Below are 21,739 nucleotides of genomic sequence, written 5' to 3'. Positions count from 1 at the left end.
AAGTCCTTGATTTATCGTGATCGGAAAGCTGTCCACGCGTGGACACTCACCAACGCCCGGTCAATCCTTGCCACAGCAACAGACCACGCCGCTGAAATTCCGACAGACCCAGACGACCCTCTGCCACCACCATCGGATCGGCCACAACCTGGCGCAACAATGCCTCGGCCTGCCATCCCGCCAGCAAGGCCGGCGCGGCTGCCCCTAGCCTGATCTCAGAGCGCCGCGCCTGCCTGATCTTCTCCAGCCCACGCGCCGCCAAATCCCTCACAGCCCCCGGCCGCCCATCCACCAAAGGCCGCCGTCCGCGCTGCTCCAGCCCCGGCACGGCCCACAAAAAATTCGCAAGCCCCGATGCCCAGCCATAATCCCGCACCGCCCGCTCTGCCTGATCCGGCGCCCCACAAGACCGCGCCGCCAGCCACATCAACCCCGCAGCGCTGTCCTCAATATAGCGATCAAACGCGGCCTGATCCTCGAACGCATCGCTGTAAATATCCCAAACCCGCGCCGCCGCCATCCGGTCCAACACCGCCACATCCAAGCCAGCCGCCCCGATCAGATCGTGCAACGGCCCCGCCACCTCATGCGCCCGAGGAGCCTTTTCCGCCACCACATCGCGCCACCATTGCAGCCGCATCTCAGCGATCATCGGCTCTTTCGTCACCCAAGGCGCGCGCGCAATTTCAAGATTGAACGCATACAACGGCCACAACCGTCCCCGCAGATTGATCGGAGCCGCCATCACCGCCGCAAATCGGTCGGCATCGCCGCGCTCAACCAAATCGGCGCAGGCTTGCAAGCTCACACCGGCACCCCAATATCGCGGATCAGTTTCCAGTTGATCGCATCCAGCAGCGCCTCAAACGAAGCGTCGACGATGTTGGCCGAGACGCCAACCGTCGACCACCGCCGCCCCTGTGCGTCTTCACTGTCAATAATCACCCGAGTCACGGCCTCGGTCCCGCCTTGCGTGATCCGCACCTTAAAGTCGACCAAGCGCAGATCATCAATCATGCCCTGATACGGCCCCAGATCTTTCGCCAAAGCTTTGGACAAGGCATTGACCGGGCCGCGATCGGTGCCGGTTTCATCCATGCTTTCGCTGACCGATAGCATCTTCTGATCGCCGATCTTTACCACCACCACGGCTTCGGACAGGCTGACCATACGATCATATTTGTTCTTGCGCCGCTCTACCGTCACCCGATACCGCTTGACCTCGAAGAACGCGGGCAGCAGGCCCAGTTCCTTGCGCGCCACCAACTCAAAGCTGGCCTGAGCGCTGTCGTAAGCATAGCCCTGATCTTCGCGTTCCTTGATGATCTCCAGGATGCGGCCCAGTCTTGGATCGCCTGCGGCCACTTCAATTCCCGCTGAAACCAAGCGGGCGCGCAGGTTGGACTGGCCGGCTTGGTTCGACATCGGAATGATACGCTCATTGCCAATCAGCTCAGGCGCGATATGCTCGTAAGTGCTTGGGTTCTTTAGAATAGCGCTGGCATGCAGGCCAGCCTTGTGGGCAAAGGCGCTGGCCCCGACATAGGGTGCCGCACGGTTTGGCACGCGGTTCAAAATGTCATCCAGGGAGCGGGACAAACGTACAAGTCCGGAAAGAGCCTCGGTTGTTACCCCGATTTGTAACTGACTGGCAAACGGCTCTTTCAACAAAAGCGTCGGTATCAGAGTGACCAGATTTGCATTGCCGCAGCGCTCGCCCAAGCCGTTCAGAGTACCCTGAATCTGCCGCGCCCCGGCCTCCACCGCCGCCAAAGAGTTCGCCACGGCGTTGCCAGTGTCATCGTGACAATGGATGCCCAACCGATCACCGGGGATGCCAGCAGCGATCACTTCGGCCACCACGCGGCCGACCTCAGACGGCAAGGTGCCACCGTTGGTGTCGCAAAGAACGATCCATCGCGCACCCGCATCAAAGGCCGCGCGCAGGCAAGACAGCGCATATTCAGGATTGACGCGGTAGCCATCGAAGAAATGCTCGGCGTCAAACAAAGCTTCGCGGCCCTTGGCGATGACGTGTGTGAACGACGCCGCAATCGCCTCCCAATTTTCCTCTAAGGAAACACCCAGCGCGGTGGCGACGTGAAACTCATGGGTCTTGCCTACCAGACAGACCGCAGGCGTGCCCGCATCCAGCACCGCCGCCAGCACATCGTCGTTTTCAGCTGAGCGCCCGACCCGCTTGGTCATGCCAAACGCCGTCATGGTCGCCCGCGTGCGCGGCGCATGGGCGAAAAACTCGGAATCGGTCGGATTCGCCCCCGGCCACCCGCCCTCGATGTAATCCACGCCTAACGCATCGAGCGCCGTGGCAATCTGGCGTTTCTCGGCAGTTGAGAACTGCACGCCTTGGGTTTGCTGGCCATCGCGCAGAGTGGTGTCGAACAAATAGAGGCGCTCTCGGGTCATTTGAGGGACTCGAGTTTGGTGGCGTCGAAGTTGGATCCGGGGATAAGTTCAATCTTTTCTTTTGAAATCCTAACTTCTACCCCAGCCTCTTGAAGAAGCATCTTCAATGCATCAACTGAACTGAAGTCTTTCTGCTTCATAGCGGCAACACGCAGTTGAACCATTTTGTCCAAGTATGCCGTTAAAAACGCATCGTTCCGTGTCTTTCTAGCGGCCCTTTTACGAAGCAAATCTAGCAGGCCAAAGACATCCAAGGCCGTTAAAAAGCTGTCGCCATGTTCTTTGATAACGGATGACAACTCTGTTCCGTCGATGCTCAATGTTCCATCCGCAAATTTTGTGATAACCCTCGCCTCACTAACAAGTGACGTTAACGCCTGACTTGTATTGAGGTCATCACGCAGTGCCGATGAAATTTGGTCTGTCACATGCTCTAGCGTTTGGCTTGGAATAGCGCCGTAACCTTCGGCAATCTGCATAGCGCGCATGAGGAGGTCACAGGTCTTTTCTTCCTGCTCCGCCCTCTCCTTCGTCCAGTCCATCGGCTTGGAGTAATGCGTCCCCAGATACACCATCCGGATCACTTCCCCCGGATAGCCCTGATCGAGCAAATCCCGCACGGTGAAGAAGTTGCCCAAGGACTTGGACATCTTCTTGCCCTCCACCTGCAACATCTCATTGTGCATCCAGACCCGCGCGAAATCCGCCCCCGGATGGGCGCAGCAGCTTTGGGCGATTTCGTTCTCATGATGCGGGAATTGCAGATCCAAGCCGCCACCGTGGATGTCGAACGACGACCCCAGCAATTCGTAACTCATCGCGGAACATTCGATATGCCAGCCCGGACGACCCCGGCCCCAAGGGCTGTTCCAACCCGGCTCATCCCCAGACGAAGGTTTCCAAAGCACGAAATCCATCGGGTCTTCTTTATAGGGGGCGACCTCGACCCGCGCGCCTGCAATCATGTCGTCGACAGAACGGCCAGACAGCGCACCGTAATTCTTGTAGGACCGCACGCGGAAAAGCACATGCCCTTCAACGGCATAGGCATGGCCACCCGCGATCAGCCCCTCGATCATTGACACCATCGGGCCGATATATTCGGTCGCGCGCGGCGCATGATTGGGCCGCAGCGCCCCCAAAGCATCCATATCGTCATGATACCACTGGATGGTTTCCTCGGTCCGCTCGCGGATCAGATCTTCCAGCGAACCCGCAGCCCCTGCCTGTTGCCGGGCCAAGGCGGTGGCGTTGATCTTGTCGTCCACATCGGTGAAATTGCGCACGTAGGTGACATGTTCAGCCCCGTAAACGTGGCGCAGCAGGCGATACAGCACGTCAAACACCACCACCGGGCGGCCATTGCCAAGATGGGCGCGATCGTAAACTGTCGGGCCGCAGACATACATCCGCACGTTTTCTGCATCAATCGGCGTGAAATCTTCTTTCTTCCGCGTCTTGGTGTTGTGCAGTTTGATCATCGCAACCCTCGCCTTTAGCGCTCGCATTTGCCTGCGGCGGGTCTATCAGCTTGATCCTGTTGAGGGAATGAGGTGATGGCCCGCCTGACGAATTGTCAGCAGGTAATGCAGCAAATGATGATGCCCATCGTGTTCATTCCTCTTCATAGCGCCGAAATGCTGGCCCGCCAAGGGCGTTTGTGCGCGGGGGTGGGCTTTGCAAGCTTGTGGTTTGACGGCACCGGCGACCATGGCATGCTAACAGCACAAACAGTGCAGCGCTGATCGGAGCACAGATGATTCGGGCGATGATTTTGATGGTGCTGCCGCTACCTTTGTTGGCACAAACTGCCGCCACGGCGATGTTTCCGCCCGAAGCATCGTGTTTTCAGCGCCACTATTCGGCCGCACATCTGGCCCGGCATCCGCAGCAGAAAATCAGCGAGATATCGTTGACCCCCGCCGAAGGCCAAGCGGTGAGCACATCTTTGGTCGTCGATATTTCGGTGAAATTGCGTGGTCGCTCGGACAGTTACATCGGCAGCGCTTATTGCGAGCCGCAGGGCGATGGCCTGTCTTGCGGCATGGAAGGCGATGCGGGCGCGTTCACACTGTCGCTGAGCGAGGCTGGAGCGTTGCTTTTAACTGTCGATCCACTGGGCATCAGCTTTGAGGGGGCGCAAAATTTTCTGACCCTGTCTGGCACCAGCGGCGATGACCAGGCATTTCTGATGCACCCCGTCGCCGCCGTTGCGTGTTTTTAGGCTCGTTCTGCCAATGACAGCCATTCGGCTTCGGCGGCGGCAAGTTGGGCCTGACGTTCTGACAAGGCTTCGCCAGCTTTGCGGAATTTCACCGGCTCTTTCGAGAACATCTGCGGATCGGACAGCAAATCAGACACTTTGCCAATCTCGGCTTCCAGCTTTTCGATCAGGTCGGGCAAAGCCTCAAGACGTTTACGCTCGGTAAAGGTCAGGCCGTCCGCCTTCTTCACATCTGACTTTACGTTTGCGGCGGAAGATCCTGATTTTGCAGAGTTATCCGCAGTCAGTGTCGCCCCAGAAACCACGCGTTGGTTCTGGTAATCGGTCCAACCGCCCGGATAAACTGAGGCCCTGCCGCGGCCTTCCAGCGCGATGGTCGAGGTGGCTATGCGGTCGATGAAATCGCGGTCGTGGCTGACCAGCAGCACGGTGCCATCATAGTCGCCCAAGATATCCTGAAGCAAATCAAGGGTTTCCACGTCGAGATCGTTGGTCGGCTCGTCCATGATCAACAGGTTCGACGGCAGTGCCATCAGTTTGGCCAACAGCAGCCGCGCCTTTTCTCCGCCAGACAGTGAACGCACCGGGGCGCGGGCTTGGCTTTCGTCGAACAAAAAGTCTTTCAGATAGGCCACAACATGCTTGGGATTGCCACGCACCATCACCTGATCGGAACTTCCCGAGACCGCCATCAACGGATCATTGGTCAGGCTGTCCCACAGCGTCGCATTGGGGTCCAGACGCGCGCGGGCTTGGTCAAAGACTGCAATTTCCAGATTGGTGCCAAGCTGCACGCTGCCGGAATCAGGTTGAAGTTCGCCGATCAGCATCTTGAGAAGCGTGGTTTTTCCAACGCCATTGGGGCCAACAAACGCCACGCAATCGCCGCGCTGCACCCGCAGATCGAAGTTCTGCACGATGGTCTTGTCGCCAAAAATCTTGCTGATGCCCTTGGCCTCGATCACCCGCTTGCCGGATTGGGTGCCGGAATCCAGCTCCAACTGCGCAGTGCCTTGGCGGCGAATTTGGCTGCTGCGCTCGTCTCGCAAAGCGGCCAGCGCGCGCACCCGGCCTTGGTTGCGCTTGCGTCGGGCCGAAATGCCCTCGACCGCCCATTTCGCCTCGGCCTTAATCTTGCGATCCAGCTTGTGGCGGGCCTCATCCTCTTCGGCCCAGACAGTTTCGCGCCATTCTTCAAAGCCATCAAAGCCAGCCTCGCGGCGTTTGATTTGGCCACGGTCGATCCACAAAGTCGCACGCGTCAGTGCGCGCAAAAACGCGCGGTCGTGGCTGATCAACACAAAAGCGGTACGAGTGCCTTTAAGTTCTTCCTCAAGCCATTCAATAGCTTGGATATCCAGATGGTTGGTCGGCTCATCCAGCAGCATCAGCTCGGGCGCTTCGGCCATCAGCTTGGCCAAGGCTGCACGGCGACGCTCACCACCCGATGCCGTCGAGACGGGCGTTTCTGGGTTGAACTTCAGCCCCTCGGCCACCATCGCGACCTTGTATTCTTCTCCCTCGGGCAGCATCGAGGCGGCGTAATCGCCCAAGGTCGCAAACCCCGACAGATCGGGGTCTTGCTCCATATAGCCGACATGCACGCCGGGCGGCACCACGCGGATACCCTTGTCGGGTTCGACCAGCCCGGCCATCACCTTCATCAAGGTGGATTTGCCAGAGCCATTGCGGCCGACCAGCGCCACCCGATCACCGGGTTGGACGACAAGATCAAGCTCGTCAAATACGGGATTGCCGCCGAAAGTCAGCGAGATGCCAGAAAGCTGGAGAAGGGGTGCGCGTGCCATGCCGCCTGCTAGGATACCTAGCGCGCGGCGTCAATCGGCGATGACGCCACAGCCCGTGCCCTCTACTCTGAAATTGCGCGCAAAGCACGCGCGCGGGCGCTTGGAATCCGCGCAATTTCGACGGCGGTGAACACATGCAGCGTATCCAGTTCGCGGTCGATCACCGCATGATCGCTGACCCAACCCGCCATCGCAAGATAGGTGCGCAGCAGCGGCGGCAGGCCTTGCAAGGCGGCGCGCAAATCGTAGCCCATATCGCCAAGATCTTGGCTAAATCGGAAAACTTCAGCGGCCTTTTCCTCTGGTAGCCATGCGGCGGGTGCCAGATGGCCGCGCAGCAATGCCAACGCTTTGGCATGCGGCAGCCAATCAGCGCCCTCAAAGGATGAACAGCCAAACAACAAAGTCACCGCCTGCGCATCGACGATCTGCGCCATAGCCCCCCAAGCCAGCCGCAGAATATCCGGGTCGTGCCAATCAGGGTCCAGACAGAATCGGCCAAGTTCCAGCTTGGCCCCGGCAAAACCATCCAGCGCGGCCAACCCATAGACCTGTGAAGCATAACTGTTGTCCAACGACTCGCCCGCCGCAAACGACAACAACCGGTAGCAGCACACCAACTGGCCACTGGCGGTATCTTCGACCAACACATGCTGGCACATCGCGTCAAAACGATCTGAGTCGCGGCCATCGGCTTCGGTCGTGCCACGCCGCGCAATAAATCGGCGGTGGCGCAACGCCTGCGCGCGGGCAAGATCAGCGTCACCTGCAGCAAGACGGGCGCGATATTTGCCCCTGACCAGCAGAACCATCAAGACCTCACGCAGGTTAAGACGCTATCGGCGCGGCTGCTTCTAGGGGGCTGCCTATTTCAGCAACTGATCCGCTGTCAGACCGCCGACATTGCCAAACAATTGTTGCAGCAGGCTTGCACCCTTGACGTTATCCTTGGTCACACGCCGCGACAGCGGCACGATCTGGCCCTTTTCAAGCCCGAACCGCTCAATATTCTCGACTGTGCCAGCTTCTGTGAAGGTGATTGCAACAACTTCGCGGTTCACTTCTTTCGGGGTGAACGCGCCTTTGGTGACAAAACGGCTTTCGACGTAATACCAACCGACATCGTTCAACAAACCCGAGGCAGACGGCCGCCCGACTTTGACGGCGACAGATTCGCGGGTGTCTTTGCCAACCGTCAGCAGGGCCAATTCTTCGTCAGAAGGGATATAGCCATGATCGCGGTAGATCGGCGAGCAGGCCACAACCAGCATCATCGCCGCTGCCATCACCCAAGACCGCACTCCAACGCGACGCGCAGACCCGCCAAAGCCGATCCGTGCCGATTTACCGAAAAGCTGCGCCATTCCTGCCCTCATCCTCGTGGTCTTGCCCCTGCCGCTGCCCCACCAAGGCCTTGCGCCAGCCGAAGAGGGCCAGTATCGCAAGGGCAAAGCGACGGTTGCCAAGGCCCGTTGCTTTTGGCTTACAGAAGGACGCGGCTCTGTTCAAGAATGGAACGCGGATGCGACCGAAAACACTGGCAGAACCTGCTTTAATCGGGGGGATTTGCCGGATACCACAGAAGAAGGGGAAATCAGGATGACCGATGCAAGCGCCGCAAGCCCAGCTTTGCCAAGCCAACCCTATCGCTCTGCGTTGGTGTCGGGCCGCAAAGCCCTGCGCTTTACCTTTGCCCCCGATGAGGCTGCACGCAAATTGATCGCAGCAGCCCTCGATCTGCTGGATCTGCCAGAATTCACCTTCAAGGGTGCGTTGACCCCTGCAGGCCGCGCTGATGTGATGCTGACCGCCGATTTGACCGCCTTGGTGGTGCAGCCCTGTTCGGTGACGCTTGCCCCGGTGCGCAGCCATCTGACCGATACAACCGAGCGGCGCTATGCCTATGATTACGCCCATCCCGACGCGGACGAGCTGGAAATCCCCGAAGATGATATCGAGGCTTTGCCAGAAATCATCGACATCGCGGCCGTCGCCATTGAAGCACTGGCGCTGGCGCTGCCGCTATATCCGCGCGCCCGTGGCGCAGAATTCGCCGAAGCCACCTTCGCGGCCCCGGGGGTCGCGCCACTGCAATCTGCCGATCTGAAACCCTTTGCCGGATTGGCGGCGCTTGCCGACAAGCTGAAAAAGCCTGACGAACCACAGGTTTAGCCCGATTGCCCCCTGCTTGCAGAAAGGGGGTTGCGCATGGCGGGAATCTGACTATGTTCCGCGCCTCAATCAGGGCTTTGTCGCGCCGCTTACATTGGTGTAACAAGGTGCTGAAATCAAAGTAAAATCCGGGGCCTGTCCCCCACTATCCGAGGTCGTGACATGGCTGTCCCGCAGAACCGCACCACCAGCTCCAAACGTAACATGCGTCGCTCGCATGACGCTCTGGTTGCTGGCAACCCGCAAGATTGCACCAACTGCGGCGAATTGAAGCGCCCGCACCACGTTTGCCCGTCCTGCGGTCATTACGATGCGCGCGAAGTTGTCGCGACCAAAGCAGTGGAAGTTGACGAGGACGCGGCGTAAGCCGCTTCTGAGCCCGCTTGCCTCCTGTGGAACCCGGAACCCAAACTCCGTCAGACATTGGTGCAAGCGGCATCGCTGCTACTGGTATCGTCATTTCTGTTGATGCGATGGGATCAGATCGCGGACCGGGGGCCGTTGTCGCCGGTCTTGTGCTGTCTGCGGCGCAGCTGCCGGATGCAAAATTCCTGCTGCACGGTGATTCTGCAATCGTGGCACCACTGTTGGCCCGCCACCCGGAGCTTGGCTCTCGGGTGACTTTGCGCCACGCACCGCGCGTGGTGACGATGCAGGACAAGCCGTCTCAGGTGATGCGCCACGGCGAGGGCACCTCGATGTGGTCTTGCATTGATGCGGTCAAGAATGGCGAGGCTGCGGTTGCGGTGTCTTGTGGCAACACGGGGGCGCTGATGGCGGTGTCGATGATCCGCTTGCGCAAGCTGCCCGGCGTCAATCGTCCTGCCATCGCTTGTTTGTGGCCATCGCGCAATCCCGGCGGCTTTAACGTCATGCTGGATGTCGGCGCCGATATTAAGGCCGAAGCTGCCGATTTGCTGCAATATGCGGCAATGGGGGCGTCTTATGCCCGCAATGGTTTGAAACTCGACCGTCCGCGTGTCGGCTTGCTGAATGTTGGCACCGAAGAGCATAAGGGCCGCGCCGAGCTGAAAGACGCCAATGATCAATTGGCCTTGGCAGCAGAGGCTGGCGGCTATGAATACATCGGCTTTGTCGAAGGCGGCGATCTGCCGTCAGACCGCGTCGATGTGATCGTCACCGATGGTTTCACTGGCAATATCGCGCTGAAAACCGCAGAGGGCACCGCCAAGCTGATCTCTGATTTCATGCGCGAAGCCTTCAATGCCGGCATCTTGTCAAAATTTGCAGCCTTACTTGCGCTCAACTCGCTGAAACGTCTGCAGCGCCGGATGGATCCGCGCCGGGTCAATGGCGGGATCTTTCTGGGGCTTAACGGCACTGTGATCAAATCGCATGGCTCTGCCGATGAAACTGGCGTTGCGGCGGCGATCGCCCTTGCCTACCAGTTGTCGAGCGCGGGCTTTTTGGCGCGGCTTGCGGCACGGGTTGCATCAACAGTGCGCGCGGGCCAAGATGCCGTGGTCGACAGTGGCGCAGATCGGGCGGAGGCAAAGTCCAGCGAATGACAATACGCGCCGTTGTAAAAGGCGTTGGGCATTATCTGCCCGACCGGGTTGTGCCGAACGCAGATCTTGAGACTTTGGTGGACACCACCGATGAATGGATCAAGACCCGTTCGGGGATCGAGCGTCGCCATTACGCCGCCGAAGGCCAGACCACAGCCGATCTTGGTACCCGTGCGGCATTGGCGGCTTTGGCGGATGCCGGGCTGCAACCCAATGATATTGACGCGGTGATCGTGGCGACCTCAACCGCCGATTTCACCTTTCCATCTGCCGCGACGACGATTCAAGGCGCCTTGGGCATGACCCGCGGCTTTGCCTTTGACGTGCAAGCCGTGTGCGCGGGCTTTGTGTTCGCGCTGACCAATGCCAATGCGCTTATCCTGACGGGTCAGGCCAAGCGCGTGCTGGTCATCGGAGCAGAGACGTTCAGCCGCCTGATGGATTGGACCGACCGCGCCACCTGCGTTTTGTTTGGGGACGGTGCTGGCGCTTTGGTGCTGGAAGCCGCCGAGGGCACGGGTGAGAACAGCGATCGCGGCATCCTTGCCACCGATCTGAATTCCGATGGCCGCTACCGTGACCTGTTGTATGTCGATGGCGGCAGCTCTACCGGGGCTACGGGCCATCTGCGGATGGAAGGCAAAGAAGTCTTCCGCCACGCCGTCGAAAAACTGGCAGAAACCGCGCATACAGCTTTGGCGAAAATCGCGCTGACCGGCGATGATGTCGATTGGATCGTGCCGCATCAGGCCAATATCCGCATCATCGAAGCCACCGCCAAACGCATGCATGTGCCGATGGATCGCGTGGTGGTGACGGTGCAGGATCACGGCAACACCTCGGCTGCATCGATTCCCCTCGCATTGTCAGTTGGCAAGGCGCGCGGCCAGATCAAACCCGGCGATCTGCTGGTTACAGAGGCAATCGGCGGCGGTTTGGCTTGGGGTTCGGTGGTTCTGCGCTGGTAAAGCGCTGAAATGCGATTTTAAGAACGTCTGCCAAGCCCCTGTTATTGACTCGCAATTCCGAAAGACGCATCGTGCTCAAAATAGCCCCGGGGGGATTATGATGAGCGAGAAGACTCTAACGCGTATGGACCTGTCTGAAGCTGTGTTCCACGAAGTGGGCCTCAGCCGCAACGAATCGTCCGAACTGGTCGAGGCTGTGCTGCAACATATGTCGGATGCACTGGCCTCGGGTGAGACGGTCAAGATCTCGTCCTTTGGCACGTTCTCGGTGCGCGACAAGACGGCGCGTGTGGGCCGCAACCCGAAAACGGGCGACGAAGTGCCGATATCGCCGCGCCGTGTTTTGACCTTCCGCCCCTCGCATCTGATGAAAGACCGCGTGGCGGCTGGCAAGAAATAAGGACGCGATTGGGTGGACAAGTCACCGGACGCTTTCCGCACGATTTCCGAGGTGGCCGACGACCTTGAAACTCCAGCGCATGTGCTGCGGTTTTGGGAAAGTCGTTTTCCACAGATTCGCCCGGTGAAACGCGCGGGCGGGCGGCGGTACTACCGCCCCGCCGATGTGGCTTTGCTGACAGGGATCAAGCGGCTTTTGCACGATGAAGGTCTGACCATCCGCGGCGTGCAGAAAATTCTGCGCGAACAGGGCGTGCGGCATGTCGCGGGCCTTTCGGGCGAGCTGGTGCCTGATGACGTGGATATCGACGCTGAAGCCGCACTTGAAGCGGCACTCGCGTCGAATTTCGGCCTGCGCGATGAAGCCGACATGCCGCCGGAAAAAGCGACGACGGCCACCATCGTCGCCTTGGAATTCGCCCTGCGTAATCCAGCACCTGCGCCAGTATCAGAACCCGAGCCCAGCTTTAACTTCGCTGACCTTGTCGAGGATTCGGCGGGCCCCGTTGTGCTGGACGCAGCTAAAACTGATCTGCCCGAAACCGATCTACCGGAAATAGAGCTGGTGGAAGCCGAACCGGAAACCGCTGAAATTGTTGCAATCCCGCGGCCCGCCTTGGCAGAATCACCCAAAGCACCCGCGCAGCCTAAGTTGGCCGCCGATGCGCCGCTGATTGACCGTCTGCGCGCCCTGCCCCCGCATGCGTTCCACGACCGCCAATCCGATCTGCACCATTTGCGCGCCCGTTTGCTTTATCTGCGCAACCGGATGCAGGCAGCGCCGAAAGGCCCTCTCCACAGCCCCGCAACATAGCATTGATCGCCTTGCACTTTCCTGCTTGCTCCTGCCCGGAATATCAGTATGAAGACCGCGTGTCGGGCCATAGCGCAGCCTGGTTAGCGCGTCCGTCTGGGGGGCGGAAGGTCGAGAGTTCGAATCTCTCTGGCCCGACCAAATCGAAAAACGCCCGCCTGCCAAACGGTAGTGCGGGCGTTTTCGTTGATAGGATATGAAGATGAGCCAACCCGGTGTTCTGCCAGTCCAAGCCCTGCGCGGCCTGATCGCTTCCGGGGCCATCACCGCCCTGCCTGCAATCATTCCAGAACAAATCCAGCCCGCAAGCCTTGATCTGCGGCTGGGGACGGTGGCCTACCGGGTGCGTGCCTCGTTTCTGGTCGGCAAGGGCTGCCGCGCCGCAGATCGAATCGCCGAATTTGAAATGCACCGCATTGATCTCACCGACGGCGCTGTGCTGGAAAAGGGTTGCGTTTATGTCGTGCCCTTGATGGAAAGTCTGGCGCTGCCAGTGGGCATCACGGCGGTGGCCAATGCGAAATCTTCGACTGGCAGGCTCGATCTGCTGACCCGTCTGATCACCGATGGCGGCACAGAATTTGACCGCATCGCCGAAGGATACCACGGCCCGCTTTATGCCGAGGTTTGCCCGAAAAGTTTTTCCGTGCTGGTGCGCGCCGGCCAGCGCCTGAACCAAATCCGCTTTCGCGATGGTCAAGCTGTGCTGTCGGACGCCGAGTTGGCAGCGCTGCATGGCGCTGAACCGCTGGTGTCCGGGCCTGCGATGATCTCGGAAGGTTTGGGCTTTTCGGTTGATTTGAAACCTGCGCAGGGCGATCTGGTCGGCTACCGCGCCAAACCGCACACTGGCGTCGTCGATCTTGACCGCATCGGCCACTATCCGGCCCCCGAGTTTTGGGAAGAAATCCGCACCACCAATGGCCGCATCATCCTTGATCCTGGCGCATTCTACATTCTGGTCAGCCGTGAGGCTGTCACCATCCCCCCCGACTACGCCGCCGAAATGGCCCCCTTCCTTGCCATGGTCGGCGAATTTCGCGTCCATTACGCGGGCTTCTTTGACCCCGGCTTTGGCCATGCGGCGGCGGGCGGTGCGGGCAGTCGCGGTGTGTTAGAGGTGCGCTGCCACGAGGCCCCCTTCGTGCTGGAGCACGGCCAGATCGTAGGGCGTCTGGTCTATGAACGCATGGCCAGCCGCCCCGAGACGCTTTATGGCCGCGAGATTGCGTCAAATTATCAGGGTCAGGGCCTGAAACTCGCCAAGCAGTTCCGCACTGAATAGCCGCAGACCGACCCTGCAATGCCGCGAACAGGCATCGCGGGCGCGCGGATGCAGCTTAGACTCATCTCAGGATGCAAGGGGGGCTTCATGACCGCAGTTATGGTCGATCAATCGAACCTGTCAGCCGAGGCTTGGGCCGACCCCGCGCGGGGCAGCATCCAATGGAAAACCCTGATCTCTGGCGATGTCACAGCGACAGACAGCCTCGTCTGCGGCATAGCCATCATGGCGGCTGGCGACACGTTCGCGCTCCACTCCCATCCGCAACCCGAGCTGTATTTCGGCCTTGAGGGCGAGGTCGATGTCAGCATCGACGGCGTGCTGCATCGGCTGAAACCCGGCGTTGCTCTTTTCATTCCCGGCGCCGCCGTGCATGGAGTGTTGGCCGCGCATCAATCAGTGCGCTGGTTCTACACTTTCGCCACCGACAGCTTTGCCGATGTCTCTTATACGTTCGTCTGATCCGAGGACTACATGACCGACACCACACACACCCCGACAGAAGATGCTCTGGTGATCTTCACGCCTTCGGGCAAGCGCGGCCGCTTTGCGCTTGGCACGCCCGTGCTGACCGCAGCGCGGCAATTGGGGGTCGATCTGGATTCGGTATGTGGCGGGCGCGGCATTTGCTCGAAATGCCAGATCACGCCGGGCTATGGCGAGTTTTCAAAGCATGGTGTGACAGTCGAGGCCGATGCGCTGACCGACTGGAACGCGGTGGAAGAGCGTTACAAAACCAAGCGCGGCATGATTGATGGCCGCCGTCTGGGCTGTCAGGCCAAGGTGATGGGTGACGTGGTGATCGACGTGCCGCCGGAATCTCAGGTCCACAAGCAGGTGATCCGCAAATCCGCCTCGCAGCGCGACATCGTGATGGATCCCGCCACCCGCGCGCTTTACGTCGAAGTGGCCGAGCCTGACATGCACGAACCCACAGGCGACTTTGAGCGACTGGTGACAGCCCTGCAACAGCAATGGGGCGTGGGCGAAGTTGCCGCTGAACTGCCGATCCTGCGCCGCTTGCAACCAGCTTTGCGCAAGGGCAACTGGAGCGTGACGGTCGCCCTGCACAAGGGCAACCACGACGCGCGCCACCGCATCCTTGATATCTGGCCGGGCTTCCATGAAGGCAAACTTTATGGGCTGGCGATCGACTTGGGCTCGACCACCATAGCCGCACATCTGTGCGACTTGCACGACGGCAGCGTACTGGCCTCAAGCGGCGTGATGAACCCGCAGATCCGCTTTGGCGAAGACCTGATGAGCCGCGTCAGCTACGCGATGATGAACCCCGGCGGCGACGTTGAAATGACCGCCGCCGTGCGCACCGCGTTGAATGGTCTGGTGCAGGCAATTGCGACCGAGGCCAAAATCGTGCCGACCTCAATTTACGAGATCACCTTTGTCTGCAACCCGGTGATGCACCACTTGCTGCTGGGGATTGATCCGGTGGAACTCGGCCAAGCCCCGTTCGCGCTGGCCACCTCGGGGTCGCTGGTGCTGGACGCCGCTGATCTGGACATCAAAGCGGTCAACCCCGCAGCCCGCGTGTACATTCTGCCCTGTATCGCAGGCCATGTTGGGGCCGATTGTGCGGCGGTGGCTTTGTCGGAAGAGCCGAACAAATCAAAAGAAATGGTGCTCATCGTCGATGTGGGCACCAATGCCGAACTGCTGCTCGGCAACGAGTCGCGCGTGCTGGCCTGTTCTTCCCCCACCGGTCCCGCCTTTGAAGGCGCGCAAATCTCGTCTGGCCAACGTGCGGCGCCCGGCGCGATTGAACGGGTGGAAATTGATCCTGAAACCAAGGAGGCGCGCTTCCGGGTCATTGGCAGCGATCTGTGGTCCTCCGATCCGGGCTTTGTCGCAGCCACCAGCAACAGCGGCATCACTGGCATCTGTGGCTCGGGCATCATTGAGGCTGTGGCCGAGATGCGGATGGCGGGCCTGGTCGATCAAGGCGGCCTGATCGGGAGTGCCGATCAAACCGGCACCACCCGCTGCATCGCCGAAGGCCGCACCCATTCCTATGTGCTGCATGACGGCACCGCCAATGGCGGCCCGCTGATCACCGTGACTCAGGGCGATATCCGCGCCATTCAGCTGGCAAAAGCCGCCCTTTACGCCGGGGCCAAGCTGTTGATGGACGAGATGCAGATTGAAACCGTGGAAAAGGTGGTGCTGGCAGGGGCATTTGGCGCACATATCAGCCCGAAACACGCGATGGTTCTGGGCATGATCCCGGATGTTGCACTGGATAAGGTGATCAGCGCCGGCAATGCCGCAGGCACCGGCGCGCGCATCGCTTTGTGCAATGTGGCCGCGCGCGACTATATCGAGGCCACCGTGCATCAGATCCACAAGGTCGAAACCGCCATCGAGCCGCGCTTTCAAGAGCATTTTGTCAATGCCAGCGCCATCCCGAACGCAGTCGATACCTTCCCCGAGTTGTCGAAAATCGTCACCCTGCCACAGGTCAGCTTCAACACCTCTGGTTCGGGCGGCGCAGGCGGTCGGCGCAGGCGTGGTTAAGGGCAGGTCGGCCTCCATTCAGGCACCCTTGACCTATCGCGCACAGCCCCTAAGTTGCGTGCATGATGGATGATCCGATTGCTGATTTGCTTGGAAAGATCGCCGCGCAAGACCGCGCGGCGTTTCGCTCCATATATTCCAATGCCTCTGCGAAACTTATGGGCGTGCTCTTGCGTATCTTGGGAAACCGGGCAGAAGCGGAGGATGCGTTGCAAGAGGTGTTTACCAGAGTATGGCTGCGGGCAAATCGGTATGAAGCCGATAAAGGCCGTGGCATGACCTGGCTGATCGCCCTCGCACGCAACCATGCGATTGACCGTCTGCGGGCACGGCGAGAAACGCAAGCCGATGATGAAGACGCGATGAACGCGGTGATCGACACCACACCGCGGGCCGAAAACCGCCTGATTGCCGTGGGTGAGGCCAAGCGCATCAATCAATGTTTCGACACTTTAGAGGTCGAGAAAGCTGCCGCCCTGCGTGGTGCATACCTGACCGGCACGTCCTACATTGACCTTGCGGCGCAGTTCGATGTGCCGCTGAACACCATGCGCACCTGGCTGCGCCGCAGCCTGCTGAAACTGAAGGAGTGCATGGAGCAATGACCAGCACTCCCGCCTTTGATCTACCCGAAGATGAAGCCTTGGCCGCTGAATATGTGCTGGGCACGCTCGATCTGGCCGAGCGCAGCGCCGCAGAGAGCCGCCTGCGCCGCGATCCAGCTTTTGCGGCGTTGGTAAACGACTGGCAAAATCGGCTCGCGGATCTGAACGACGACTATGCCGAGGCCCCGGCCCCAAACCTTTTGCCGCAGATCGAGGCGCGTCTGTTCCCGCAAGCCACCGCCAAACCAAGCCGCTGGCTTGCTTGGATCGGTGGCGCTGTGACTGCTGCCGCCATCGGTGCCGCTGCCTTCATGATGCTTCCGCCACCTGCCCCGCCCGCGCCCACAATGACCGCCGAGATGTCCGCCGAAGCCTCGCCCCTGCGCTACACCGCAGCCATCGCTGGCGATCAGTTGACGCTCACCCGTGTGGCTGGGACGGATGCCGAGGCGGGCAAGGATTACGAACTGTGGATCATTGAAGGCGATAAGGCCCCGGTCTCCTTAGGGGTGCTCAGCCAAGCCTCGGTCACCATCCCTGCCCCGAAAGCCGCAGCGGGCTATGTACTGGCGATCACGCTAGAACCGAAAGGCGGCGGGCCGGATGGCAAGCCAACCGGGCCAATCGTTGCCGCAGGACCGCTCGCAGAGATCTGACAGCGGTGACATGACCGCGCAAATCGAACAGCTACAAAAATAATCAAAAAAAAAATTCGGGCGGCTGAAACTTTTCAGCCGCCCGTTTCGTTACTTCACCATGAGGCAAGGCTGTCTTGCCCGTCAACCAACAAGAGGTAACACAATGAACGCTTCCCGTATGGTCAAAGCCGCAATGGCAACCGCGTTTCTGGCGCTCTCTTCGGGCATGGCTTTGGCCGAAAACCCGATGGTCGGTGGTGCTGAAATGTTCCCCGAGAAAAACATCGTTGAAAACGCTGTGAACTCGAAAGACCACACCACTTTGGTTGCCGCTGTGACCGCTGCTGGTCTGGCCGAAACCCTTTCGGGCGCTGGCCCGTTCACCGTCTTCGCGCCCACCAACGACGCCTTTGCGAAACTGCCCGCTGGCACCGTTGAAACCCTGCTGAAGCCGGAAAACAAAGACACGCTCGTGAAAATCCTGACCTGCCACGTGGTCGGCAAAGAAGTGATGTCTGACGCCCTCAAAGGCATGATCGCGGATGACAAAGGCACGCACCCGGTGCCGACGCTGGGCGGCTGCACCCTGCAAGCCACCTACGAAGGCGACATGATCAAGCTGACCGATGAGATGGGCAACGTGGCAACTGTCACCCAGGCCGATGTCAAGCAGTCGAACGGCGTCATCCACGTTATCGACACTGTGATGCTGCCGAAAATGTAATGCACTGGCGATCTGCCACGGACCTCCCAGTGGACCGCAGATTGCCACAGCAGACGCTGGACTGATTTTTTCAAAGTCCCCACTTTAATCTGTCCAGCGGAAGGGTCTTGCAGAGCAATCTGCAAGACCCTTTGCGTTTCTGCGCAGGCTTAAAGCTGTGCTTTGCGTTTTGTCACAGCTTCGCTACTCTTTCGGCATTGGACTTTGTTTTAAGGATTCTTCTGATGCGACTTTTATCAACCTTGCGCGCCCTTGTTTGCGCGCTGTTCTGCCTGCCAGCACTTGCCCATGCCGATGGCCGCACCATCATCGTTCTGGATGGATCAGGCTCGATGTGGGGCCAGATCGACGGCAAACCCAAACTTGAAATCGCACGCGAGGCATTGGCCGAAGTGCTGAAAACCATCCCCAGCGATACCGAACTGGGCCTGATCGCCTATGGCCACCGCTCAAAAGGGGCCTGCGACGACATTGAAACCCTTGTCGCCCCAGCCACTGGCACGGCGCAAGCGATCTCGGATGCCGCAGCCAAGATGCAGTTCTTGGGCAAGACGCCGCTGACCGAAGCCGTGCGCCGCGCCGCAAACGAGCTTCACTCCACCGAAGAAAAAGCCACCGTCGTGCTGATCACCGATGGCATTGAAACCTGCGAAGGCGACCCTTGTGCTTTGGCGCGCGACCTCGAATCTTCGGGCGTCGATTTCACCGCGCATGTGGTAGGGTTTGGCCTGACCAAGGACGAGGGCAAACAAGTCGCCTGCCTTGCCGAAGATACCGGCGGCCAATACATCACCGCTGACGATCTCGACAGTCTGACGCTTGCGCTGCAAAGCACCGTGATCTCAACACCCGCCCCGGTGCCCGCCCCAGAACCTGTACCCGCGCCAGAACCCGCCAAACCAGCCCAGTTGGAAATCAACTTCGCACCCAAAGCATTGTTGGCCCCCGGCGTCGCAAAGCCAGATGACAATTCGCAAGTGAACTGGGAGCTTAATGCGATCAATGCCGATGGCAGCACCGGCGACCGCTCCACCACCGAATACAATAATTTCAAAGGCTATATCGAACCCGGCAATTACCGCCTGATTGCCACGCTGGATTCCGCGACCACCAGCACCGACATCACGATCACCGCTGATACGCTCAGCGCACCGGAGGTCAACTTCAATGCTGCCCGCGTGATCCTGCATCCCAAAGGCACCGCAGATGGCGCCGTCGAACCCGAGGCCAGCTTGAACTTTGCCACCACCTCGGGCGTCAACACCACCTACTTCGGCGACACGCGGGTCTATCTGCCTGCGGGCGAGGTGACGCTGACCGCAGGCCTTGGCCTTGCCAGCCAGACCACAACCTTGACCCTAACCCCCGGCCAGTTGCTGGAGCGCGACGAGATCATCGAAGTCGGCCTCGCCGCGATTGAGGGGTATTATGTGGAGGGCATGCTGATAGAGGGCAACGCGCATCAGGTCGCCATCCGCTCGGCAAAGAAAAGCATCGACGGCAGCCGTGAAACCCTGAACACCGCCTACGGCACCGGCAATCAGATCAAACTTTCACCCGGCGACTACATTGCATATGTCGAGCTTGACGCGGCTTCGGCCGAGGTGCCCTTCAGCATCAAAGCCGGCGCGCGCACCGATGTTGCGGTGATCCTCGACGCAGGCGTTCTGGCCTTTACTGCCGCCGGTGCCACCGAGGTCGAGATATATTCGGCCAAAAAGGACATCAACGGCGACCGCAAATCGGTGTTCCACGATTTCAACGCCGAAGACCAGACCACCCTGCCCGGCGGCGATTACACCATCGTCACCAAAAAGGGCGAGATCGAAACCGAAACCCCCGCCAGCGTCAAACCAGGCGAGCGTACAGAGATCAATGTGCCCTAAGCACATGCCAGCCGCGCCAAATCACCTTGACCTTATGGCGCGGCTGGCATAATCCAAGCCGCATCGCGGGTGTAGCTCAATGGTAGAGCAGCAGCTTCCCAACCATACGCGTTCCCCCACAGCATGTTTGAAGCCGTCCCAACGCGGTTGAAATCATTGAAAAAACCACCATTGTTCATCCGAGCGCGTTGCAAAGCGCCAACTACAGAACGCCTGCAAAAAGGATGATCAGCGATGGAAAGCCAGAAGGTCAAGTTGACCGAGACCACCGTGAAGGCGGCCCCGCCTGACGCGAAGCTGTGGGACACCGAAATCAAGGGTTTCGGCCTGTTCACGGGCAAGACGACGAAGACCTTCTACTACCAGAAGGACTCGAAGGGCAAAACGGTTCGCACGAAGTTGGGCACTTGGCCCGAGACGCGAGTAGCAGACGCGCGGCACGAGGCATCCTTGCTCGTCGCCGACTACGCGTCAGGGGCTGTAGCAAAGCGCCTGCGTGCCGCGAAGACGCCGACGCTGGCTGACGCGACCAAAGACTACCTCGCCCGCCCAAAGCTGCGCTCCGATCACAACAAATCCGTCGTTCAACGACAGATCGACGTCCATCTGAAAGCATGGCTCAAGCGGCCCATTGACGAAATCACCAAAGCCGACTGCGTTGCCGCTCACAGCCGCATTGCCAAGTTGGGCGAACGCGGCGCGAACCACGTCCTGAAATCCTTCCGGTCGATCTGGAATCATGCCCGACGCACATATGACCTGCCCGAATGCCCGACGGTCGCGATTGAGTGGTATCCTGAGCCTCCGTCGCAGCGGATCATCACGGACCTTGACGCATGGAAGAAGGCCGTCGATGCCCTCGAAAACCCCGTCCACGCCGCCTTCTATCGCTTCTTGCTGACCACGGGCTTGCGGTCGTCAGAGGCGATGACCCTGCGGTGGGATCAAATCCACGGCGACCACCTGCACCTGCCCGAGACGAAAAACGGTCGCGCTTTCAACCTGCCCCTGCTGCCCGAACATCACGCGATCCTCGAACCGATGAAGGCTTACAAGTCGGAGTATGTCTTTCACGGCACGCGCCATGCCGTCCACTTGCGCGCCCCTACGCGCATCGGCTGGTCTGCTCATGACCATCGGCGCACCTTCACAACCTTCGCCACGACCGAGGCTGGCCTGTTTGAGGAAGTCGTCGGACGGCTCCTCAACCATACCCCAACGTCCGTCACAGGCGCGCGGTATATCGTCGTCGGGCATGACAAGTTGCGCGAACCAATGGAGCAGATCGTCACTGCGTTTAAACGCAGGGGTCTGATTTAAAAGAACATTACCCGCTTTGACACTTGCAAAGTGATGGAATGCTTCCTAACTTGCTTCTTATTGCTTCCTCCGCGCTGACAACCCTCGACGCGAAGAAGCTGCGCTGTCACGGCGAACCTGAATGTGCTGTGGAACCAATAACGCGCGCCCGAAAGGGCCAGAGTGGGTGAAAGCAGTCAGGGGAGAGGATGGGGTCACAACGCGCAGCCCACTAGCAGCTAACCCTCAAGAGGGAGATGCTCTCTATGCGCGACACTCAAAGTGACGACCCGTTTCTCGATACGGCACAAGCTGCCGAACACCTCAACTATTCCAAGTCCGCCCTCGAATACTGGCGCTGCCAATTAAATAGCCCCTAGTTTGCTAGACGCCTCGCAGTTTCTGTTTCTGCTGCTGTTCGAAGGCAAT

Annotated in this window: 22 protein-coding genes and 1 tRNA gene; 17 read left to right on the top strand and 6 right to left on the bottom strand. The window is 59.6% G+C overall.

Features of this window, described 5'->3' with window-relative positions; all coding sequences use genetic code 11:
* Nucleotides 1-46: 46 nt before the first annotated feature.
* From QQJ98_RS00115 to cysS, 3 genes are read right to left on the bottom strand one after another with little or no spacing between them, the layout of a single operon-like run.
* Complete coding sequence (locus tag QQJ98_RS00115; RefSeq protein ID WP_284323286.1) at nucleotides 47-808, bottom strand: squalene/phytoene synthase family protein; 762 nt, start codon at nucleotides 806-808, stop codon at nucleotides 47-49.
* Complete coding sequence (cimA, locus tag QQJ98_RS00110; RefSeq protein WP_284323285.1) at nucleotides 805-2,427, bottom strand: citramalate synthase; 1,623 nt, start codon at nucleotides 2,425-2,427, stop codon at nucleotides 805-807. Before cimA ends, QQJ98_RS00115 begins: the two co-directional genes overlap by 4 nt.
* Nucleotides 2,424-3,908, bottom strand: coding sequence for a cysteine--tRNA ligase (gene cysS, locus QQJ98_RS00105; RefSeq protein WP_284323284.1), 1,485 nt, complete (start codon nucleotides 3,906-3,908; stop codon nucleotides 2,424-2,426). The genes cimA and cysS overlap by 4 nt, the downstream gene beginning before the upstream one ends.
* Nucleotides 3,909-3,983: 75 nt before the next feature.
* On the opposite strand from cysS, the gene QQJ98_RS00100 reads away from it, so the two are divergent.
* On the top strand, nucleotides 3,984-4,172 hold the full coding sequence (locus QQJ98_RS00100; protein ID WP_284323283.1) for a hypothetical protein: 189 nt from the start codon (nucleotides 3,984-3,986) through the stop codon (nucleotides 4,170-4,172).
* Between the two features lie 11 nt (nucleotides 4,173-4,183).
* Entirely contained in the window at nucleotides 4,184-4,651 is a 468-nt protein-coding gene (locus QQJ98_RS00095; RefSeq protein WP_284323282.1) for a hypothetical protein, read from the top strand.
* Here the strand turns inward: QQJ98_RS00095 and QQJ98_RS00090 are convergent.
* The 3 genes from QQJ98_RS00090 to QQJ98_RS00080 form a co-directional block, all read right to left on the bottom strand.
* Nucleotides 4,648-6,459, bottom strand: coding sequence for an ABC-F family ATP-binding cassette domain-containing protein (locus tag QQJ98_RS00090; RefSeq protein WP_284323281.1), 1,812 nt, complete (start codon nucleotides 6,457-6,459; stop codon nucleotides 4,648-4,650). The genes QQJ98_RS00095 and QQJ98_RS00090 overlap by 4 nt on opposite strands.
* A 62-nt stretch (nucleotides 6,460-6,521) precedes the next feature.
* Entirely contained in the window at nucleotides 6,522-7,271 is a 750-nt protein-coding gene (locus QQJ98_RS00085; protein ID WP_284323280.1) for a GNAT family N-acetyltransferase, read from the bottom strand.
* A 54-nt stretch (nucleotides 7,272-7,325) separates the two neighbouring features.
* On the bottom strand, nucleotides 7,326-7,823 hold the full coding sequence (locus QQJ98_RS00080) for an outer membrane protein assembly factor BamE (protein WP_348523116.1): 498 nt from the start codon (nucleotides 7,821-7,823) through the stop codon (nucleotides 7,326-7,328).
* A gap of 235 nt (nucleotides 7,824-8,058) precedes the next feature.
* Between QQJ98_RS00080 and QQJ98_RS00075 the strand changes: the two genes are divergently transcribed.
* The 15 genes from QQJ98_RS00075 to QQJ98_RS00005 all read left to right on the top strand — a co-directional run bounded on the left by QQJ98_RS00075 (nucleotide 8,059) and on the right by QQJ98_RS00005 (nucleotide 21,331).
* Entirely contained in the window at nucleotides 8,059-8,631 is a 573-nt protein-coding gene (locus tag QQJ98_RS00075) for a YceD family protein (protein WP_284323279.1), read from the top strand.
* A gap of 162 nt (nucleotides 8,632-8,793) precedes the next feature.
* On the top strand, nucleotides 8,794-8,997 hold the full coding sequence (gene rpmF / locus QQJ98_RS00070; RefSeq protein WP_054006057.1) for a 50S ribosomal protein L32: 204 nt from the start codon (nucleotides 8,794-8,796) through the stop codon (nucleotides 8,995-8,997).
* Nucleotides 8,998-9,053: 56 nt separating this feature from the next.
* Nucleotides 9,054-10,160 carry a phosphate acyltransferase PlsX gene (plsX, locus tag QQJ98_RS00065; protein ID WP_284323388.1) on the top strand — a complete coding sequence of 369 codons (1,107 nt, stop codon included), beginning with the start codon at nucleotides 9,054-9,056 and terminating at the stop codon, nucleotides 10,158-10,160.
* Complete coding sequence (locus QQJ98_RS00060) at nucleotides 10,157-11,128, top strand: beta-ketoacyl-ACP synthase III (RefSeq protein WP_284323278.1); 972 nt, start codon at nucleotides 10,157-10,159, stop codon at nucleotides 11,126-11,128. The genes plsX and QQJ98_RS00060 overlap by 4 nt, the downstream gene beginning before the upstream one ends.
* A 100-nt stretch (nucleotides 11,129-11,228) precedes the next feature.
* Nucleotides 11,229-11,528 carry an integration host factor subunit alpha gene (ihfA, locus tag QQJ98_RS00055; RefSeq protein WP_284323277.1) on the top strand — a complete coding sequence of 100 codons (300 nt, stop codon included), beginning with the start codon at nucleotides 11,229-11,231 and terminating at the stop codon, nucleotides 11,526-11,528.
* A gap of 12 nt (nucleotides 11,529-11,540) precedes the next feature.
* Complete coding sequence (locus QQJ98_RS00050) at nucleotides 11,541-12,341, top strand: MerR family transcriptional regulator (RefSeq protein WP_284323276.1); 801 nt, start codon at nucleotides 11,541-11,543, stop codon at nucleotides 12,339-12,341.
* A gap of 63 nt (nucleotides 12,342-12,404) precedes the next feature.
* Nucleotides 12,405-12,482 (top strand) — tRNA-Pro (locus QQJ98_RS00045).
* A 61-nt stretch (nucleotides 12,483-12,543) separates the two neighbouring features.
* Nucleotides 12,544-13,626 carry a 2'-deoxycytidine 5'-triphosphate deaminase gene (locus QQJ98_RS00040; protein WP_284323275.1) on the top strand — a complete coding sequence of 361 codons (1,083 nt, stop codon included), beginning with the start codon at nucleotides 12,544-12,546 and terminating at the stop codon, nucleotides 13,624-13,626.
* Between the two features lie 87 nt (nucleotides 13,627-13,713).
* Nucleotides 13,714-14,088, top strand: a complete 375-nt coding sequence (locus QQJ98_RS00035) for a cupin domain-containing protein (RefSeq protein WP_284323274.1) — start codon at nucleotides 13,714-13,716, stop codon at nucleotides 14,086-14,088.
* 12 nt (nucleotides 14,089-14,100) lie between these two features.
* A complete protein-coding gene (locus QQJ98_RS00030) occupies nucleotides 14,101-16,158 on the top strand; it encodes an ASKHA domain-containing protein (RefSeq protein WP_284323273.1) in 2,058 nt (685 codons plus the stop codon).
* A gap of 62 nt (nucleotides 16,159-16,220) precedes the next feature.
* Nucleotides 16,221-16,763, top strand: coding sequence for a sigma-70 family RNA polymerase sigma factor (locus QQJ98_RS00025; RefSeq protein WP_284323272.1), 543 nt, complete (start codon nucleotides 16,221-16,223; stop codon nucleotides 16,761-16,763).
* On the top strand, nucleotides 16,760-17,419 hold the full coding sequence (locus QQJ98_RS00020) for an anti-sigma factor (protein ID WP_284323271.1): 660 nt from the start codon (nucleotides 16,760-16,762) through the stop codon (nucleotides 17,417-17,419). Before QQJ98_RS00025 ends, QQJ98_RS00020 begins: the two co-directional genes overlap by 4 nt.
* 145 nt (nucleotides 17,420-17,564) lie before the next feature.
* On the top strand, nucleotides 17,565-18,125 hold the full coding sequence (locus QQJ98_RS00015) for a fasciclin domain-containing protein (protein WP_284323270.1): 561 nt from the start codon (nucleotides 17,565-17,567) through the stop codon (nucleotides 18,123-18,125).
* Nucleotides 18,126-18,349: 224 nt separating this feature from the next.
* Nucleotides 18,350-20,011 carry a vWA domain-containing protein gene (locus QQJ98_RS00010; protein WP_284323269.1) on the top strand — a complete coding sequence of 554 codons (1,662 nt, stop codon included), beginning with the start codon at nucleotides 18,350-18,352 and terminating at the stop codon, nucleotides 20,009-20,011.
* Nucleotides 20,012-20,245: 234 nt separating this feature from the next.
* Entirely contained in the window at nucleotides 20,246-21,331 is a 1,086-nt protein-coding gene (locus tag QQJ98_RS00005) for a tyrosine-type recombinase/integrase (RefSeq protein ID WP_284323268.1), read from the top strand.
* Nucleotides 21,332-21,739 lie beyond the last annotated feature (408 nt).

Origin of the sequence: Cypionkella aquatica (assembly GCF_030161095.1) — a bacterium.
GTDB lineage: Bacteria > Pseudomonadota > Alphaproteobacteria > Rhodobacterales > Rhodobacteraceae > Cypionkella > Cypionkella aquatica.
Note: the sequence above shows the minus strand (reverse complement) of the source record. Positions and strands in the feature narration are given on the sequence as shown.